This is a genomic window from Pedobacter polaris (assembly GCF_005116505.1).
GTDB classification, from domain to species: Bacteria; Bacteroidota; Bacteroidia; order Sphingobacteriales; family Sphingobacteriaceae; genus Pedobacter; species Pedobacter polaris.
Genome location: NZ_SWBR01000005.1, coordinates 357,085 through 376,694 on the forward strand (window position 1 = coordinate 357,085; position 19,610 = coordinate 376,694).

Consider the following 19,610-nt stretch of genomic DNA (forward strand, 5'->3'; position numbering starts at 1 on the left):
TTTAAACCTAAACTAAACAATGACATCTATTTCAAACCAAAACAGAACGGCATTATTACCAATGGTAATTTGCTGTGCCTTGTTTTTTATCTTCGGCTTTGTAACCTGGGCAAACGGTACATTAATCCCTTTCTTAAAACTGGCATTAGATTTAGAAACCGATTTACAAGCATTTTTTGTAACCTTCGCTTCTTACATTGCTTATTTTTTTCTTGCCTTACCTAGTTCTTGGATTTTACAGAAAATTGGCTTTAAAAACGGATTAGTGCTGGGTATGGTAATTTTAGGGATAGGTTCTTTGATATTTATACCAGCTGCAGATAATAGAAGTTACGGATTGTTTTTAACAGGAATTTTTATTCAAGGATCGGCAATGGCTTTATTGCAAACTGCAGTAAACCCTTATTTAAGTATTATTGGTCCAATTGATAGCGCAGCTGCACGTATTTCGATTGCGGGTTTGTGTAATAAAGGCGCAGGTGTGTTAGTCCCAATTATTTTTGGCGTATTGTTTTTAAAAAACTCTGCAGAAACAACAGCAAAAATTAACGCAACTACAGATATAAATGCTAAAAATGCAATTTTAGATGAGTTATTACAGCGTGTGCATACACCTTACATTGTTTTGGCGATAGTTTTTGTGCTTTTTGCGATATTAATCAAATTTGTTAATCTTCCAGAAGTAGAGGCCGAAGAAGATGTCCTGGATGAAGTCAGTAATGTAAAAGTTAAGTCTAGCATCTTTCAATATCCTCATTTGTTTTTGGGTGCTTTTGCTATTTTCTGCTGTGTAGCAGTAGAAGTTATGGCTGGAGATGGAATAGCTACTTACGGACGGGAGCTTAATATAAACCCAAATATTGTACGTTTCTCTACATCATTTACATTAATATGTATGTTAGTGGGTTATGTAATTGGTATCATCGCTATTCCTAAAATTATAAGCCAGCAAATGGCATTACGCATTTGTGCAATTTTAGGTGTAACATTAACTTTCATTTCAGCTTTTTCAACAGGTAATGTTTCATTCTATTCTGTGGCATTATTGGGTTTAGCGAACTCGCTAATGTGGCCTGCTATTTTTCCGCTAGGCATTAAAGGTTTAGGTAGGTTTACTAAAACAGGTTCAGCAATTATGATTATGGGCATTGCTGGCGGTGCGTTGGTTTTACCCATTTATGGTTTCTTAAAAGATAGTCTTTCGATTGATTTTCAGCATGCGTTTTTATACACTTTGTTGCCAGCTTATTTGTATATTATTTATTTTGCTGTAAAAGGGCATAAAGCGGGTGCGAAGAAAATATAAGGTTAAGTTTTAATTAAGCAAATAAATTAGCCGCATGGCTTAAAAAAACACTAATTTTGAAAGCTCTCTGGTATTTATCAGAGGGCTTTTTAATTATACGAAATGGCAAAACAAGCATTTAATGATATTTACATGAATCTGGCTACAGATTTAGCAACCCGCTCTCATTGTGTTAGGGCCCATGTTGGTGCTGTTTTAACAAAAGATACTCGTATTATTTCAATAGGCTACAATGGTCCGCCAGCTGGTACACATAATTGCGATGAAGAATGGCCAGAACTTGGATGTGCTAGAGATAGTAAAGGAAGTTGTTCCTTGGCCCTACACGCAGAAGAAAATGCGATTCTATATGCAGTTAAAAACGGATCAAAAATAGAAGGCTCTACATTGTATACTACACTTTCTCCTTGTATTGCATGTGCAAGGCTAATTTTATCATCTGGTATCAAAAAAGTTTACTTCAAAGATTCATATGCAGCTTATAAAGGTTTGGCCAGTGATGAAGGTGTAGATTTTTTAATTCGTTTTGGAGTTGAAGTTTTGCAACACGAGGTTTTGGCCTAAATATTCCAAGATTAAAATGATTTTTGTAGATTTTGGTTTCTTGAAGGAACTATTGATTAATAGCACAATCCTTTTTTTATAGCCCCGATATTAGCGAACACGAACGTAGAGAGTAAAGCGTTTAGCGGGACTGAGCATTGATTTTTCTATTGTCATTTCGCTTCAAATAATTAAAGATTTTACATCTCTTTCTCATTGTTCGTTGTTCCTTCATCCTTGCTCTTTTTCCTTTAGTCTTTCAGCTTAAATAACTACCTTTGCGCATGCTAGAAAAAATCATCATTCTCGATTTTGGTTCTCAGTTTACACAGCTTATTGCTCGTCGCGTGCGCGAATTAAATGTTTACTGTGAAATCCATCCATTTAATCACATTCCCGAATTAGATTCAACTGTAAAAGGAATTATTTTATCAGGTAGCCCATATTCAGTTCGTCAAGAAGATGCACCTTATGTAGATTTATCTTTGTTTACAGCATACCCATTATTAGCGGTATGTTATGGTGCACAATTTATAGCACAACAAAGTGGAGGAGATGTTCAAGCATCAAATAGTAGAGAATATGGTAGAGCAAATTTAGATTTTGTAAACCAAGAAAATAAACTTTTTAAGGGCATCAATGTAAATTCACAAGTGTGGATGAGCCATGGAGATACCATTAAAAATGTACCAGCTAATTTCGAGATTATCGCTAGCACAGCTGATGTTGAAGTTGCTGGGTTTCAAGTAAAAGATACAAACACTTATGCAATACAATTTCATCCAGAAGTAACACATAGTACTGATGGAAAGATTTTGTTGCAAAACTTTTTAGTTGGTATTTGTGGATGCGCTCAAGACTGGACAGCAGATGCCTTTGTAGAAACAACAATTGCGGCTTTAAAAGAAAAATTAGGAAACGATAAAGTTGTGTTAGGCCTTTCAGGAGGTGTAGATTCTAGTGTTGCAGCTATCTTATTACACAAGGCAATTGGTAAAAACTTACATTGCATTTTTGTAGACAATGGCTTATTGCGAAAAGACGAATTTGAAAGCGTGTTAGAGCAATACAAAGACATGGGCCTAAACATTAAAGGCATTGATGCTAAAGATAGGTTTCTAAGTCAATTGGCTGGTGTTAAAGACCCAGAATTAAAACGTAAAGCAATTGGCAGAGTATTTATTGAAGTTTTTGATGATGCTGCCCATGAAGTTAAAGACGTGGTTTGGTTGGCTCAAGGGACTATTTACCCAGATATTATAGAATCAGTTTCTGTAAAAGGCCCATCTGCAACCATAAAATCTCACCATAATGTAGGCGGTTTACCAGACTTTATGAAATTAAAGATAGTTGAACCACTTAATACTTTGTTTAAAGATGAAGTGAGAAGAGTGGGGAAATCTTTAGGCATCGAAGGTTTCATTTTAGGCCGCCATCCTTTTCCTGGCCCAGGTTTAGCCATTAGAATTTTAGGTGATGTTACTCCAGAGAAAGTAGCTATTTTGCAAGAAGCTGATGCAATTTACATCAATAATTTAAAGGAAGCTGGTTTGTATGACGAAGTTTGGCAAGCCGGTGCAATATTCTTACCTGTTCAATCTGTTGGTGTAATGGGCGATGAAAGAACTTATGAGAATGTAATTTGTTTACGTGCTGTAGAATCTGTTGATGGAATGACGGCAGATTGGTGCCATTTACCTTATAACGTGCTCGCAAAAATTTCTAATGAAATAATTAATAAAGTAAGAGGAATTAACCGAGTTGTATATGATATTAGTTCGAAACCGCCAGCTACTATTGAGTGGGAATAAATTTTGGCCAGTAGTTTTTATTGTTGTATTAATTGCATCCTGCTCTCCAAAAGTTAATACAACTATAAATAAACCTGTTAAGGATAATAGTGTTTCTCCAAAAGTAGAAAAGCCTGCAAAAAAGTTTACAAAAGCTGATATTTCGTTGTTGGTGCCTTTTAAATTGAATCAATTCAATTTAAAAACAGCAACAAAAGCTCAAGTAGATAGAGCAGATATGGCTATAGATTTTTATCAAGGTGTTAAACTTGGAATAGATTCTGCAGCTGCATTGGGTTTAAATTTTAACTTGAACGTATTTGACACTAAAGACGATAATGCTCAACTTTCTGTACTTTTTAAAAAAGAAACTTTAAAAAACAGCAACCTTATCATTGGCCCTGTTTTTCCAGAAGGTATTAAGTATATTACTAACTCTGCAATTGCCAATGATTTGGCTATTGTATCACCATTAGCGGCTTCAAAACCAAGCGATTTTAATAATCCAAAACTCATTTCTATTGTAAATAATATAAATCAGCATGCCATTAAAATAGCCGATTATATTGCTAGTCATTACCAGAGTAGTAACTCAATTGTAGTTTTAATTAATCCTAAAAAAACTGCTGACGAACAATTTGCTGAGCCGATTAGAAATCATTTCAAACAAAAGTACCCTAAATTCATAGTTCAAGAGTTTTCTACCACTTATGCCTTTGAAAAAAGAATGATAAAAGACAAAAATTATGCTTTAATTATTTGCTCTTCAGACGCTCCATTTGTAACTCCAAGTATTGATAAAATATATAAGCTTAAAAATTTAAAGGCAGGAGGATATGATATCAATTTATTTGGACATCCAAACTGGATAAAACAAACATACAACTTAGATCAGTTACAAGATTTAAATACAATTGTAAGTTCATCTTATAAAATCGATTATAAAAGCACATCTGTGATTAATTTTATTAAAAAATATAGATCAGCATTTAGCTTTGAACCAAGTGAGTATTCTTTTAAGGGTTTTGACATTGGCTTTTATTTTGGAAAATTATTAGCTAAACACGGAGCAAATTATTTAGATTACCTTACTAAAGAAAAGTATAAAGGACTGCATAACTCTTTTGAGTTTGAATACAGTCCACAGTTTGGATATTACAATACCGAGCTAATGCTTTTGCAATACAAGAACTTAACATTAAGTATTATTGATTAATCCCCATAGGGTTACGGATGAGAGTAGAACATCAGATAAGAGCTTTTGAGCAGATTTTAAAAGATTATAAAGGTGTTTTGCCATTGCATAGACATTTGTTTACTTATTTCAAGCAAAATAAGCAAATGGGATCCTCAGATAGGAGATGGGCAACGAGATACCTTTATAGTTTCTTTAGGTTAGGAAAAGCATTAAGCAAACTAAATAACTTACAAAGATTAGCAATAGCTGATTTTCTTTGCCATGATACTTTAAGCTTGATTATTTCTCATTATTTACCAGAACTAGAGGAATCAATAGGAGCATCTATTACAGATAAGATTGCTATTGTTAAAAAGAAATTTTCAGCATTTAAAATAGAAGAGGTTTTTTCTTTTGATACAGAATTATCTGAAGGGATTTTTAAAGGAGATTTTTACCGTTCATTTTTTATTCAACCAGACTTATTCATTAGGGTTAAATCAACACATATTCAAGCCGTAGTAGACCAATTACAAGCTAACGGGGTTTCGGTTAAAGAAATTTCAGCTACTACTTTAGCATTGCCCAATGGAACTAAATTAGAACAGGTAATCAATGACCCAAGGTTATATCAAATTCAAGATCTTTCATCACAATATACTGGAACGTTTTTCGGACCTAAGAAATATGACTATTGGTGGGATAGCTGTGCCGCATCTGGCGGTAAATCATTGTTGTTACATAGTTTAGAGCCAAATATTGAGCTTTTAGTGAGTGATATTAGAGAAAACAGCTTAAATAACTTACAAGAACGTTTTCAACTGGCAGGGCTAAAGAAATACCATTTAAAAGCAATGGATTTATTGCAAAATAACGATCAGATCTTACACCACTATGAGTTTGATGGTATTTTATTAGATGCACCTTGTTCTGGGTCTGGAACTTGGGGTAGAACACCAGAAATGCTTTATTATTTTGAAAAGTATAAGGTCGAAAATTACGTGAAATTGCAAAAAGGAATTGCCGCAAAAGTTGTAAAATACCTTAAAAAGGATAAGCCATTAATATACATGACATGTTCTGTTTTTAAAGCAGAAAATGAAGATGTTGTGAAATATTTAACAGAAAATTTCGATTTGAAATTAGAAAAAATGGAACTGATAAAGGGTTATGGAAATAAGGCAGACAGTATGTTTGTAGCCAGGTTAATCAAGCAAGAAAGTTCGGCTATTGATGCCAATGCTTAATCTTCCCTTTCAGATGCTTAATAGCTTCGAAAAGAATGGCTAAAACGCCAATGATAACCGTAAACTGCTCAAAACTGTTCATATCTTGGTTTAACATCTATATGACTAATTTAACGAAATTTTGTTACGATTTAGTATCTTAATTAATAAAATCTTCATTACCAACTAGATCTAAAGACAAACCAAGCAGAATCATTATGCTCAGCTTTACTGGGCATCGTAATGCGGATTGCAAGATTGTTTGAAGGTTAGTTTCTTCAATTATAACCCTGTATTTGTTCTGAACAACTTTATGGCAATAGCCAATAAGATAATACCAAATGCTTTTCTAAGGATATTCAGTCCAGTTTTACCAAAAAGCTTTTCTAATCTATTGGTATTCTTTAAAACGAAATAAACGAAGAGCATATTTATTATAATACCTACAATTATATTTTGAGTAGCATATTCTGTCTTTAAAGATAGTAGGGTAGTCATCGTACCAGCACCAGCAATCAATGGAAAAGCTAACGGCACAATAGATGTTGCTGCAGAACTGTCTGCATCATGTTTAAAAATGGTTAGCCCCAACACCATTTCCATTGCAATAGCGAAAATTACAAAAGAACCAGCTATAGCAAAAGAAGAAACATCTATACCAATCACATTTAGCAATGTTTTACCTGCAAATAAAAAAACAATCATTAACACAGTAGCAACAATTGCAGCCTTTTCAGATTCGATATGTCCGGCTTTTTTTCTTAGTTCAATAACAATTGGAATAGAGCCTAAAATATCAATAATAGCAAATAATACCATTGTGGTAGATAAGATTTGACTGAAATCAAATTGTAAATGTTCCATAATTGGGAGATTTACAACAAAGTTAAATTAATTAGACTTAACTTAATTAAACTAGACATTAAATTATCAGAAATAGAACTGGGTGCGAATGGTTAAAACATTGTCGTTTAAATCATTTTCAAAATTTAACAACTTAGTCTTTTCATTTTTTATGATATCATAATAAACAACAGCTTTTAAATGCGGATTAAAATGATGTAGGAGCCCAAAACCAAAAGTATCAAACCGCACATCAGCAGCTGAATATCCATTTGCAGCAGTAAGTTCATTTCCTTTAACCTTCGCATTTGGGTCGTACCAATCGTATTTTAAAATGAGTTGATTATCTGTACTGTTTAGGGTTTGAACAAAAGTAAAGTACGCACCATTAAAGCTTCTAGTATAATAAGGTAGTTTCACTGCATTTTTGTCTATAGGAAATGTTCCTGGGGTACTGCTATTGGTAGAAGTTCCTGTTTGTAAACCAGTAACATATTCTGCCCTAAGTTCTGATTTCCAACTTTTCTTTCTAGTTGAAAACTGAACATCAGCTCCATAATATTTTCTTGGTGCAATTTTATTAATGTTGCTAATTGAAGAATCTTTAGCCATTACCCAAGTATTATTTAACTTTTGCATTTCATATTTTACTGGTAATTGATGATTTAGTCCACCTAACAAAGCACTAATACCTCCAGAAATATTTAATGGAATTTTTTTAAAGGCATAGTTTTTATGGCTTAACCTTAAAACAAAATCTTTACTATTGTCAAATTCCTGAGGACCTGATAAACCTTGTCCATTGTAAATACCAAGGTCAAATTGCAGGTTTTTAAGCTTTGCAGTTTTTTTACGAGGATTAAAGGTAAACATCACTCCTAAATCCCTTTCCGTCTTCATCAGGATTTGAGACATTCTGCCACGCTCTGGAGCTTCTCTAGCAGAAGATGAGAGTTGTAGCTCATTGCCAAACGGCCTTCCTGCTAAACCTGCTGTAAAGTAGAATAATTGAAAATGATGTTCGTAGTATCTGCCCCAAAAGTCTCTAACATTTACCCCTTGTTCTGTCCCGTCAAACTGAAACACAAAATAAGTTGATGGAGTTCCATCATCATTTAATAAGCTATAATCTGCTCTTAATCTGCCACGTCTTAATCTAAATCTATTATCAGTGTTTTCCCCAAAATTACCACCTTGAAATTCTGCTTGTGTACCTTTAGCTTGAGCGAATTGGAACTGTGGTTGCATGTAACCTCCAAAAGATACAGATCCATATTTTTTTGAAATTATCAACAAGTTATTTACTGTTGTAGAATCAAGTATGTCATTTATGTTTCTTTGTGCCAAAGCATTATTACCAATACAGATTAATAATAGGAGTACCGCACTTCGTAAATAACATTTAAAAACTTTCATTCTTGTATTTTTAGCAAAGGTAATTCTTATTTGCATAGTAAAATAAGAAGGATAAATAATTTTTGACATAAAAAAGCCTCCCGATTTTTCAATGGGAGGCTTATTAAAATTTTATGAATATTATTTAGGTTCTATCTTACTAACAGTGGCAATTCTATAACCATAAATAATTAAGTGTAAAACTGCAAATGCTAATGAGAAGTAATATAAACCATAATCTGCCTCAACTGTCGCATCTGCTTTAGTAGCTTCTAATGATAAATGGTGGTGTAAGATTGCTACAATAATTAAAAGTACAGCAAGTGCAAGACCTACATAAGATACTACTTTGTTGCTCTTCATCATTGTCGCTTTTAAATTATCAGATAATAAGCTGTTTTTAATTCCATAGAATAAATAAACATTAATACCGATAATCATCCATACCAATAAACGAACCCAAGTATCTAATGGTAAAAACACCATCATACCTAAACATACCAATACACCTAAAATAGGAATAAGTGGTACCAAAGGCACTTTGAAAGCTCTTGGCAAATCTGGCATGCGTTTTCTCAAAATCATAATACCAATACACACCAAAATAAATGCGAACAATGTTCCAATACTCGTCATTTCACCAACCACACGTGCAGGAACAAATGCAGCAAACAAACTCACAAATACCATAAATAACAAGTTACTTTTTGCTGGTGTACTATATTTAGAGTGTACACTAGAGAATACTTTTGGTAATAAACCATCTTTACTCATAGAGAAAAATACTCTTGATTGGCCCATTAACATTACCATGATTACAGATGCATAACCACCTAAAATAGCTAAGATGATTGCTTTGTTTAACCAAGGATATGCTGGACTTACAACACCTGCAGCATTTGTAGTACCCATGTTATCTATTGCAACAGCAACTGGTGCAATACCATCCTGACCTTTGAAAAGCTCGTAGTTAGCAACGCCAGTCATTACATGTGCGAATAAGATATAAAGTATAGTACAAATAAATAATGAAACTAAAATACCAATTGGCATATCTTTTTTAGGATTTTTTGCTTCCTGCGCAGCAGTAGAAACAGCATCAAAGCCTATATAAGCAAAGAATACAATACCTGCAGCTCTAATAACCCCAGATATACCATATTCGCCAAATTTGCCTGTATTATTAGGGATATAAGGACTAAAGTTGTCTGCATTAATATATTTCCATCCTAAGAAGATAAAAATCAATACGATTACAACTTTAATTGCTACAATTACTCCATTAATTACTGCAGATTCTTTAGTTCCTTTAATTAAGATTAAAGACATTAATACAACAATAAATACAGCAGGCAAGTTAAACATACCTGATACAATTGTTCCATCTGCTAAAGTAGCCGTATCAAAAGGTGACATTACTACTTGAGCTGGGAGATGTATGTCAAAGTATTCGAGGAACTTGACCAGATATCGACTCCAGCTAATAGAAACCGTTGCGGCTCCAACAGCGTATTCTAGTACTAAATCCCATCCAATAATCCATGCTACAAATTCGCCCATAGTGGCGTAAGAGTAGGTGTAAGCACTACCAGCAACAGGAATCATTGATGCAAATTCTGCATAGCATAAACCAGCAAAAGCACAACCAACGGCTGCTATGATAAATGAAATAGTAATTGCAGGACCGGCGTTATTAGCTGCAGCAGAACCTGTGATTGAGAATAAACCAGCACCAATAATTGCACCAATACCCAAAGCAACCAGATTTACAGGGCCGAGGGTTCTTTTCAGTGTACCTTCTCCGCTCTCTTCTGCTTCTTTTGTAAGTAAGTCAATTGACTTTCTAAAATTCATAGTTTAAGTTTAGTTAAAGTGTTTCAATAAGTTTTCAGTTTGTTTTATAATAGTTTCAAACCTAAATAAAAATTCTGTAATAATAAAGGGGATTTTTATTCAAAATCCCCTTTATTTAGTAACATTTATGATTTAACTAACGATGGGTTAGTGTATCAGTAGTATTTTTAATCGTATCTATTGTTGCATTACCAGCAGAATCAACATTTTTTTGAATACGAACCTCTTTTACAACTTCTGTAACATGAGGCGCATCTGATGCACTAATTGCAATGTATGGTGCAATAACTAAAGAAACGATAGACATTAACTTAATTAAAATGTTCATTGATGGGCCTGAAGTATCTTTGAATGGATCTCCTACAGTATCACCCGTTACAGATGCTTTATGTGGTTCTGATTTTTTGTAATACATTTCACCATTAATTTCTACCCCTTTTTCAAATGACTTTTTAGCATTATCCCATGCACCACCAGCGTTAGATTGGAAAATACCCATCAATACACCAGATACAGTTACACCTGCTAATAACCCACCTAAAACTTCTGGGCCTAAAGTGAAACCAACAATTACTGGAGTAATTAAGGCAATTGCTCCAGGCAACATCATTTCACGAATTGAGGCTTTAGTAGAAATAGCCACACATTTTTCATATTCAGGTTTTGCTTTGTATTCCATAATTCCAGGAATTTCACGGAATTGGCGACGAACTTCTTGCACCATATCCATTGCTGCCTTACCAACTGCTTGAATACATAATGCAGAAAATACGAAAGGTATCATTCCGCCAACAAATAACCCAGCTAAAACTGGAGCTTTATATATATCAATAGCAGCTATACCAGCAATACCAACAAAAGCAGCAAATAAAGCCAATGAAGTTAAAGCAGCAGATGCAATTGCAAATCCTTTACCAGTTGCAGCAGTTGTATTACCTACCGCATCTAAATTATCTGTACGCTCACGAACTTCTGGAGGTAATTGACTCATTTCTGCAATACCACCAGCGTTATCTGCAATTGGTCCAAAAGCATCAATAGCTAATTGCATAGCCGTTGTAGCCATCATACCTGCAGCAGCAATTGCAACTCCATATAATCCTGCAAAATAATAAGAAGACATAATACCGCCAGCTAATACTAAAATAGGGATAACGGTAGATTTCATTCCTACTGATAAACCAGCAATGATATTTGTGGCATGACCAGTTGAAGATTGCTGAATAATTGAATTAACCGGAGCTTTACCCATAGCGGTGTAATACTCAGTTACTATACTCATAATAGTACCCACAATTAAACCAACCATAATTGCATAAAATACATTCATGCTCGAAAACTCATAACCACGTAGGCTTAAAGTTTCAGGAAGCATCCATTTTACAATAAAGAAAGAAGAAATTGCAGTAATTAAAATTGATGACCAGTTACCTAAGTTTAAAGCATTTTGAACACTAGATTTCTCATCCTTGATGGTTACAAACCAAGTTCCGATAATCGAGAAGATAATTCCCAATCCGCAAATTACCATTGGCAATAAAATAGGAGACATACCGCCAAATTTATCAGTTACAGTAATTTCTTGACCCAACACCATTGTTGCTAAAATTGTAGCAACATAAGATCCAAATAAATCTGCACCCATACCAGCAACATCACCAACATTGTCTCCAACGTTATCAGCAATAGTTGCAGGGTTACGTACATCATCTTCAGGAATACCTGCTTCAACTTTACCTACTAAATCTGCACCAACATCGGCAGCCTTAGTATAAATACCACCACCAACACGAGCAAATAAAGCAATAGATTCTGCTCCAAGAGAAAATCCAGTTAATACTTCGATAGCAGTTTTCATGTTTACTACACTCACAACTCCATCTGTACCAATTACATCAAATAAAGAAAGAAAAACGATAAATAATCCACCTAATCCTAACACAGCTAAACCTGCAACACCTAAGCCCATTACTATACCGCCTGTAAAGCTCACTTTTAAAGCTTGTTTTAAACTAGTTCTTGCAGCTTGTGTGGTACGAACGTTTGCTTTTGTTGCCACTTTCATTCCAATGTATCCAGCAAGAGCTGAGAAAAAGGCGCCAATTAAAAATGAAATAGAGATGATCCAGCTTGAGTGAATTTCTTTACCATTAATTTCGTGGATGGTTCCAGAATAAGCCAATAAAGCGGCAGCAAAAACAGCAAAGATGCTTAATACTTTCCATTCTGCTTTTAAAAAGGCCATTGCTCCATCGGCAATGTAACCAGCAAGCTCCTGCATATTCGCATCACCAGCATCTTGTTTGTTTACCCATGCACTTTTTACAGCCATAACCAGAATACCGATTAAGCCTAAAAGAGGAATGGAATAGATTAAATTGTTTTGTAGAAAATCCATATTGTAATTTATATTTTGGTTGTTTAGTTAGTGAAATAAAAATAATACAAGGGTTGCAAAAATAAGCGTGTTTAGCTAATAACCAAATTTTTAAGCAAATGATTGTTAACATTTTTTATTTTTTAGTAATAATACGGACGCAAGAACGTTTTAGCCTGTTTTTTTTAATCCATATTTAGTATATATTAGCCAAACTAAACCATCCCGATACTATTGGGAACAAACAAATAAACTAAAACATGGAAAACCAAAAAGAAGAAGGTTCTTTTAAAAGAGAGCTTGGCCTATTTGATGGCACAATGCTCGTTGTGGGCTCAATGATAGGCTCAGGTATATTTATAGTAAGTGCAGATATAACTAGGCAGGTTGGTTCTGCAGGTTGGTTAATCTTAATTTGGGTTCTTACAGCTGTAATTACAATGATTGCCGCCGTTAGTTATGGCGAATTAAGCGCCATGTTCCCTAAAGCTGGTGGGCAATATGTTTATTTAAAAGAATCATACAATAAATTAATTGCCTTTTTATACGGTTGGAGCTTTTTTGCAGTAATTCAAACGGGTACAATTGCGGCTGTAGGTGTAGCCTTTGCAAAGTTTGCTGCCTATTTGTATCCTCCATTAAGTAATGAAAATATTTTGTATGAGATGGGATCTTTTCAGTTAAATGCTGCTCAATTAGTTTCTATTGTAACTATTGTTTTGTTAACTTATATCAACACAAGAGGAGTTAAGGATAGTAAAATGCTACAGACTTTCTTAACCATCATTAAGATATTATCATTATTTGGCTTAATTATTTTCGGATTAACCTTAGCGGCTAAAGCTGATGTATGGAATGCGAACTGGGCAAATGCTTGGGATTCTAAAATGTTTGATGCCAGCACTTCCTCATGGGTAACAATTGGTGGCACAGCTTTAATGTCTGGTATTGTTGCTTCTATGGTAGGCTCATTATTTAGTAGTGATGCTTGGAATGGTGTAACGTTTATTGCCGGAGAGATTAAAAATCCTCAACGTAATGTTGGTTTAAGTTTGTTCTTAGGTACTTTAATTGTTAGTGTTATTTATATTTTGGCAAACGTAATGTATGTTGCAGTTATGCCATTGAATGAAATTGCAAATGCCCCATCAGATAGGGTAGCTGTTGCTGCGGCACAATATATTTTTGGCAATACTGGAACCATTATAATTGCAGTAATGATCATGATATCAACTTTTGCTTGTAATAATGGATTAATTATGGCTGGTGCAAGGGTTTATTATACCATGTCTAAAGATGGGTTATTCTTTAAAAAAGCTAGTAATTTAAATAAGTTCGATGTTCCTGAATGGGCTTTGTGGGCTCAAGGTATTTGGGCATCCTTATTATGTTTAACTGGTCAATATGGTGCATTACTTGATTTTGTAATTATCATTGTATTGATATTCTATATATTAACTATATATGGAATCTTCATCTTAAGAAGAAAAATGCCGAATGCCGAACGTCCATATAAAGCGTTTGGATATCCGGTATTACCTTTTATATATATAGTAGTCGCATCCGCAGTTTCAATCGGCTTATTAATTACTAAAACTAGTACTTGTGGTTGGGGTGTATTGATTATGTTAATTGGTATTCCGGTGTATTACCTAACTAAACCTAAAGAAGCTTAGAAGGTTGTCTTGATTAGGATTCTTTAAAGGATAGTGGGATTAATTTCTACTATCCTTTTTTATGCTAACCATCTCAAAATCCAAGAAATCCTAATTAAGATTAGTTTCTTATCATCTTTTTTGTTTTTGAAAAGCAGTTGTGGTGCTTGTAGGTTGCGATAGCCCCGCTCTTCATTTCAATCTTTTTGTGCTTCAACAATCTTCAGCATTACAAAAAGTATTTTCATTGCGATCGGGTTTAGCATGCAAAGCCTGTGCTAATACACTCTGCAACCCCTCAATCTCCTACAACCATTCCCAAGAACGAGAACCGGCCTTGGATGCTAGGAAAGGAAGAATAGTTAATTGTTCTAAATAAAAATTCTCTCTAGAGAAAAAATAGTAGGGCGGAGAAGAGAGGCATCTTCAGCCGAACGGCTTGTCCTACGGTAAAAAAACAATTGACGTATTATTCCGCCATAGCATCCACAGCCTAGATGTATTCATCAGTTTATATGTCTTTAATGGTATTCATGCACTCGCAAGCTCGGGATTGCTCTTTTCATCAATGGAAAAGAAGAAGAGCCATTTTGTGGCTAACCGAGGCAAGCCTAAGCGTTGGCAACAATCATAGGTGGCCCCCCAACCAAAGCAGATTGCTTCGTCCCGATGGAAAATCGGAGACTCGCAATGACGAACATAGTTTAAAGGGCGCCATGCAAACCCCTCAATCCCCTACAACCATTCCCAAGAACGAGAACCGGCCTTGAAGCATTCCGAAGGAGAACGCATTCAAACTTGTGCACTACCATTCAAAAACCACAACTCAAGACAGAAAGCAGTTCGATCCTTCATCGGACCTTTTTCTGTCGCCCTAAAAGTTTGGATAGTGTAATCCGAGCAATGATTTACAGCCTTGATGTTTTGTTTCTTTTGGATCAAGCCAAAAGAAAGAGCCACTCGGTGGCGGCTAGCCGAGACAAGCCTAAGTGCTGGCAACAATCATAGTTGGTGTCCAACCAAAACAGATTGCTTCGGCCCGAGGGAAAATCGGAGACTCGCAATGACAGACATAGTAATTTAATACAATCATCAAACCTTCAAAATATTACGCAAACCCCTAAACTCCAATTCTTATCCTTATCTTTGCACTTAATGGGAACTGCATTAGATTCGGGTATAAAAGGGTATAAGGGTTATGGCATTCACTTGCGTGAAAAATACAATGGTCAGCGTGTATTTAAAGTAATTGTAGATGGAGGTTTTACTTGCCCTAATCGTGATGGTAGTAAAGGTTATGGCGGATGCACCTATTGCAATGTAGATTCGTTTACCCCAGAACCATCAAGAAAAAATCCAAATATTAAAGATCAATTGATAGAAGGCATGTCGAGAGCTAAAAACTCTTACAAAGCCGATAAGTATATCGTTTATTTCCAGCCAAACACAAATACCTATGCACCAGTACATTATTTAAAGATGATGTATGATGAAGCGTTATCTGTTAATACCGAAGATGTTGTTGGTTTTTCTGTAGGTACCAGACCAGATTGTATCGATGCAGAAAAGGTTGCGCTATTAGAAAGTTATACCGATCGTTTCGATGTAGATTTAGAAATGGGAATGGAGTCTATATATGATGAAACTCTTGAGCAAATTAATAGAGGTTGCAGTCACGGAGAGTTTGTTGAAGCGGTTAAACTTTTAGAAAATTCAAAATTAGATCTCTGTGTACATACTATCTTCGGTTTTCCTTGGGAAACTAGAGAGATGATGTTGGGTTATATTCACGAAATTAACCGTTTTCCTCAAATCAAGTTTGTAAAATTTCACCATTTGCACATTGTAGAAGGTTCTATTATGGGGGCTAAGTATAAAAAAAATCCTTTCAAATTATTTACACTTGAAGAATATACCGACCTGCTTTGTGAATTAATTCCTTTGTTAAGGCCAGATATTGTGATACAACGTTTATTCGGAATTTCTGATTGGGATTTGTTAATTGCACCTAACTGGGGTTTAAATAAATCAGCCATTCAAACCTATATAGATAAGGAGATAGAAAGAAGAGGGGTAATGCAGGGTTCGATGTATGTAGTTGGTATGGCTAACAATTCAACAATTTAACTATAAAGCAATTTTTATTGCCCTGTATAAACGCCAAACAATTCTATCACTTTTTTCTCTCTGAAGGTAAATATCTCTTTGATTTTGTTTTTTACCATGACTTCATGTGCCATTCGTCCTAAAATGCCCATCGGCAAAGCGTAGGTTAAAATGTCAGTCATTTCTACGCCGCCTTCTATAGCTTTAAAATGATGCTGGTGATGCCAGAATTTAAACGGACCAAACCGTTGCTCATCAATAAAGTACTTTTCATGTTCTACTTGGGTAATTTCTGTCATCCAATTTAAATGTATGCCAAATAAGGGGGATACTTTATAGGTAATGATCATTCCTGGGTACATTTTTCCATCACTATCTCCCGAAGTAACAATAAAAGCCATTTCATTTGGGGTAATCTTGGCCAAATTAGCTGGAGAGGAGAAGAAATCCCAGGCATCGGAACTTGAAATAGGAAGCTTTTGAGCAAACTTTATTTGATAAGATTTCATGGTTAAAGATACGTTTATGCCTTAATATTTTGAATATTGTAATTGGGGGTAAAAAAATGTATAAATTTTGCATTTTTGTTAAAATTCATCCATTATTCTTTATAAATTTTTAAAAATTAACCTTTTTTGGCAAAATTACCTTTCATTTTGTTGTTTTTTATTGATTTTGACTCTCTTTTACGGTTATTAGCTGTTATTTTTTCTTTTTTCTTTAATATTTTACATTTTTTATGCTAATTCTTATTAATTATTGAAAATTTATTACTAGTTTTAGAGAATTAATCAAATAATAACGCTAAATATTAAAAACTATGGGTAAAATTTTATTTAAACAGTATGCTCCATTTATCATTTTAATGGTAGTTGCAGTCTTCGCTCTCTTTACTCCTTTGCTTCCAAATTTTGATGAAGGAAAGTATAATGGAGCTGATATTGCTTTTATGTTAATAGCTGCGGCTCTTGTATTTTTAATGACTCCAGGATTAGCATTTTTTTACGGAGGTATGGTTCATCGTAAAAACGTACTTTCTACAATGATCAAAAGTGTAGTTGCTGCTGGTGTAATTACTGTTCTTTGGGTTGTGGTTGGTTTTAGTCTTGCTTTTGGAACTTCAATTGGAGGTTTTATTGGCGATCCAAGAACATTCTTCTTCTTTCAAGGTGTAAACTCTGGTCCATCTTGGAGCTTAGCTGCTACAATTCCACTTTCATTGTTTGCTGTCTTCCAATTAATGTTTGCCATCATTACTCCAGGCTTAGTTGTTGGTGCTGTAGCTGAGCGTATTCGCTTTACTTCATATATTTTATTTATTGTTCTTTTTGCCTTATTGGTTTATTCTCCATTGGCACATTGGACCTGGCATCCAGATGGTTTCTTGTTTAAAATGGGAGTTTTAGATTTTGCTGGTGGTACCGTAGTTCACATTTCTGCTGGTATGGCTGCATTAGCTGGTGCTTTAGTTTTAAAACGTAGAAAATCTCACTTAGAGCATAAAGAAGTTCCGCCTGCAAATATTCCTTACGTATTAATTGGTACTGGTTTATTATGGTTCGGTTGGTTCGGTTTTAACGCAGGTTCTGCTGTTGGAGCTGGTAGTTTAGCTGTTTCATCTTTCATTACAACTAATACTGCTGCTGGTGCTGCTGGTTTATCATGGATGTTTTTTGATGTGGCTAGAGGCAAAAAACCTTCTGTACTAGGATTCTGTATCGGAGCGGTTGTAGGTTTAGTTGCAATTACACCAGGTGCAGGTTTTGTAAGTATACCTTCTAGTATATTCATCGGTGCAATTGCAGCAGTTATTTCTAACCTTGTTGTTTCTTGGAAACAAAAAACAAGTCTTGATGATACTTTAGACGTATTTCCTTGTCACGGTGTGGGTGGTATAGTTGGTATGTTGTTAACAGGTATTTTTGCTACTAAAACTGTAAACTCTGCTGGTGCTGATGGTTTGTTCTATGGTAATCCAGAATTCTTTTTTACACAATTAAAAGGTGCTGTAATTGTAATTATCTTCAGTTTTGTTGTATCATTTGTAATTTTCAAATTAATCAACCTAGTGCAGCCAATTCGTGTAACTTCTGAAGAAGAAGAAGAAGGTTTGGATGCAACTCAGCATGATGAGAAATACTCTCAAGGTACCTTGATTGTAGCTGGTCAGGAAGTTGAAAATAAATAAAAAATATTTAGCTGTTTAGGTTCGTGCCTAAACAGCTTTAATCATCCCTATTCAGATAAATGTCTAATTATAAACGCTTCAATTTTTTTTAATATGAAAATTAAACTTTTACTTTCTACGCTTGCCCTTGGATTAACTTCTGCAGTTTTCGCTCAAGATGCAACTCCATTGCAAATCTCTGGTTCAGTTGATACCTATTACAAATACGATTTTAACAAAACAGGAAACATTAAAACGTCTTTTGCTAATGAGCAAAATTCTGTTTCATTAGGTATGATAGATCTTGCCTTGAAGAAGACTACTGGCAAAGCATCTTTTGTAGGTGAGTTATCATTCGGTCCACGTGGTCAAGCGCAATCTATTCCTGATGCTGCGGTAGATGCCACTTCTGGATCTTTGTCATCCTTCAATATCCAAAATTTATATATCAATTATGCTTTTTCTGATAAGTTCAGTATGACTGCAGGTTATATGGGTACCTTTATTGGATATGAAGTAATTTCTCCAGTAGGAAATTTCAATTATTCAACATCGTACTTATTTACTAATGGTCCATTCCAAAATGCTGGGATCAAAGCAGCTTATGCATTCTCAGATAAGGTTAGCTTAATGGCTGGTTTATTTAATGATTGGAATGCTTACCAAGACTTTAATGGCGTTTCTCATATTGGTGCACAGTTAACAGTTTCTCCAGTTAAAGGATGGACTGCTTATTTAAATTTCCTTTCTGGTCATTCAGCAGGTGCAGCTGGTACAGGTACAATTTATGACTTAACTACTGCTTACCAAGTAACTGATAAATTTAAATTGGGCTTAAATGCTGCTGATTATCATGTTTCTGGTGGAAATGGTGGTTATACTGGTGTTGCTTTATATCCTCAATATGCATTTACTCCTTCAGTTGCTTTAGGTTTAAGAGGTGAGTATTTTAAATATAATATTCCTGTGGTAGCTAATCCAAGTGTAATGTCTGTTACTTTATCTGCTAACATTAAAGCGGGTGGTTTAACTTTTATTCCAGAGGTTCGTTTTGATAATGATGAAGATTTTTCTCAAAGTTTTGTTAAATCAAATTTAGCTCCAACTAAATCAGCTTCTCAATTCTCATTGGCTGCTGTTTACGCATTTTAATAATAACGACGTAATCTTA

Annotated in this window: 14 protein-coding genes; 9 read left to right on the forward strand and 5 right to left on the reverse strand. The window is 34.7% G+C overall.

Features of this window, described 5'->3' with window-relative positions; translation table 11 throughout:
- Positions 1–19 precede the first annotated feature (19 nt).
- The 5 genes from FA048_RS18410 (at position 20) to FA048_RS18430 (ending at position 6,063) form a co-directional block, all read left to right on the forward strand.
- Positions 20–1,306 carry a sugar MFS transporter gene (locus FA048_RS18410; RefSeq protein WP_136843861.1) on the forward strand — a complete coding sequence of 429 codons (1,287 nt, stop codon included), beginning with the start codon at positions 20–22 and terminating at the stop codon, positions 1,304–1,306.
- Between the two features lie 102 nt (positions 1,307–1,408).
- Complete coding sequence (locus FA048_RS18415) at positions 1,409–1,870, forward strand: deoxycytidylate deaminase (RefSeq protein ID WP_136843863.1); 462 nt, start codon at positions 1,409–1,411, stop codon at positions 1,868–1,870.
- 263 nt (positions 1,871–2,133) lie between these two features.
- On the forward strand, positions 2,134–3,660 hold the full coding sequence (guaA, locus tag FA048_RS18420) for a glutamine-hydrolyzing GMP synthase (protein ID WP_136843865.1): 1,527 nt from the start codon (positions 2,134–2,136) through the stop codon (positions 3,658–3,660).
- A complete protein-coding gene (locus FA048_RS18425; RefSeq protein ID WP_136843867.1) occupies positions 3,617–4,855 on the forward strand; it encodes a type 1 periplasmic-binding domain-containing protein in 1,239 nt (412 codons plus the stop codon). The genes guaA and FA048_RS18425 overlap by 44 nt, the downstream gene beginning before the upstream one ends.
- Positions 4,856–4,872: 17 nt before the next feature.
- Positions 4,873–6,063, forward strand: coding sequence for an RsmB/NOP family class I SAM-dependent RNA methyltransferase (locus FA048_RS18430; protein ID WP_136843869.1), 1,191 nt, complete (start codon positions 4,873–4,875; stop codon positions 6,061–6,063).
- Positions 6,064–6,324: 261 nt separating this feature from the next.
- On the opposite strand, the gene FA048_RS18435 is transcribed toward FA048_RS18430, so the two are convergent.
- From FA048_RS18435 to FA048_RS18450, 4 genes are all read right to left on the reverse strand, one after another.
- The gene (locus tag FA048_RS18435; RefSeq protein WP_136843871.1) at positions 6,325–6,906 is read right to left on the reverse strand and encodes a MarC family protein; all 582 of its coding nucleotides are present in this window, start codon (positions 6,904–6,906) and stop codon (positions 6,325–6,327) included.
- Positions 6,907–6,972: 66 nt separating this feature from the next.
- A complete protein-coding gene (locus FA048_RS18440) occupies positions 6,973–8,301 on the reverse strand; it encodes a porin (protein WP_136843873.1) in 1,329 nt (442 codons plus the stop codon).
- Positions 8,302–8,421: 120 nt separating this feature from the next.
- The gene (locus tag FA048_RS18445; RefSeq protein ID WP_136843875.1) at positions 8,422–10,134 is read right to left on the reverse strand and encodes an amino acid permease; all 1,713 of its coding nucleotides are present in this window, start codon (positions 10,132–10,134) and stop codon (positions 8,422–8,424) included.
- Between the two features lie 136 nt (positions 10,135–10,270).
- A complete protein-coding gene (locus tag FA048_RS18450; protein ID WP_136843877.1) occupies positions 10,271–12,532 on the reverse strand; it encodes a sodium-translocating pyrophosphatase in 2,262 nt (753 codons plus the stop codon).
- A gap of 239 nt (positions 12,533–12,771) precedes the next feature.
- Between FA048_RS18450 and FA048_RS18455 the strand changes: the two genes are divergently transcribed.
- Together FA048_RS18455 and FA048_RS18460 are read left to right on the forward strand one after the other, a co-directional pair.
- Positions 12,772–14,187, forward strand: coding sequence for an APC family permease (locus tag FA048_RS18455; protein WP_136843879.1), 1,416 nt, complete (start codon positions 12,772–12,774; stop codon positions 14,185–14,187).
- A 1,134-nt stretch (positions 14,188–15,321) separates the two neighbouring features.
- Positions 15,322–16,293 carry a TIGR01212 family radical SAM protein gene (locus tag FA048_RS18460; RefSeq protein ID WP_136843881.1) on the forward strand — a complete coding sequence of 324 codons (972 nt, stop codon included), beginning with the start codon at positions 15,322–15,324 and terminating at the stop codon, positions 16,291–16,293.
- Between the two features lie 14 nt (positions 16,294–16,307).
- Here the strand turns inward: FA048_RS18460 and FA048_RS18465 are convergent, their stop codons facing one another.
- The gene (locus FA048_RS18465; RefSeq protein WP_136843884.1) at positions 16,308–16,781 is read right to left on the reverse strand and encodes an SRPBCC family protein; all 474 of its coding nucleotides are present in this window, start codon (positions 16,779–16,781) and stop codon (positions 16,308–16,310) included.
- A gap of 311 nt (positions 16,782–17,092) precedes the next feature.
- Between FA048_RS18465 and FA048_RS18470 the strand changes: the two genes are divergently transcribed.
- Together FA048_RS18470 and FA048_RS18475 are read left to right on the forward strand one after the other, a co-directional pair.
- Entirely contained in the window at positions 17,093–18,460 is a 1,368-nt protein-coding gene (locus FA048_RS18470) for an ammonium transporter (protein ID WP_136843885.1), read from the forward strand.
- A gap of 93 nt (positions 18,461–18,553) precedes the next feature.
- Positions 18,554–19,591 (forward strand): porin, encoded by a 1,038-nt coding sequence (locus tag FA048_RS18475; RefSeq protein WP_136843887.1) that lies wholly within the window; start codon positions 18,554–18,556, stop codon positions 19,589–19,591.
- The last annotated feature ends 19 nt before the right edge of the window (positions 19,592–19,610 follow it).